This window comes from Vogesella mureinivorans (assembly GCF_007644035.1).
GTDB classification, from domain to species: domain Bacteria; phylum Pseudomonadota; class Gammaproteobacteria; order Burkholderiales; family Chromobacteriaceae; genus Vogesella; species Vogesella mureinivorans.
Genome location: NZ_VMTV02000566.1, coordinates 1 through 387, shown reverse-complemented (window position 1 = coordinate 387; position 387 = coordinate 1). Strand labels below are relative to the sequence as shown.

Sequence of the window (387 nt, the reverse complement as noted above, 5' to 3'; positions counted from 1 at the left end):
ATTATGAAGCGCATGAAGCGCGCGTCTGTATTGCCGATGGATATGTGTTAGGTGACAATAAACGTCCAAAAAACTACAGTCCTGAACAATATTTTAAAACATCTGCTGAGATGATTGAACTATTTGCTGATCTTCCAAGTGCTATTGAAAATACACTGCAAATTGCAAAACGTTGCACAGTCTCTCTGCGTTTAGGCTTCCATGACCTGCCTGATTATCCGATTCCTGAAGGTCACACCATTCACTCCTATTTCGAGCATCTGTCTGAAATTGGTTTAGAAGAACGTTTAGACTTTCTTTATCCTGTTGAAACACGAAATGAAGATTGGGCGGAAATTCGTAAACCTTATGATGAGCGACTGGCTTATGAGTTGGGCATCATTAACA

General features: G+C 40.3%; 1 pseudogene. It reads left to right on the top strand.

Annotated elements, in window-relative coordinates:
* A pseudogene (gene dnaE, locus FLQ44_RS14580) lies at nucleotides 1–387 on the top strand (DNA polymerase III subunit alpha); the annotation flags it as partial.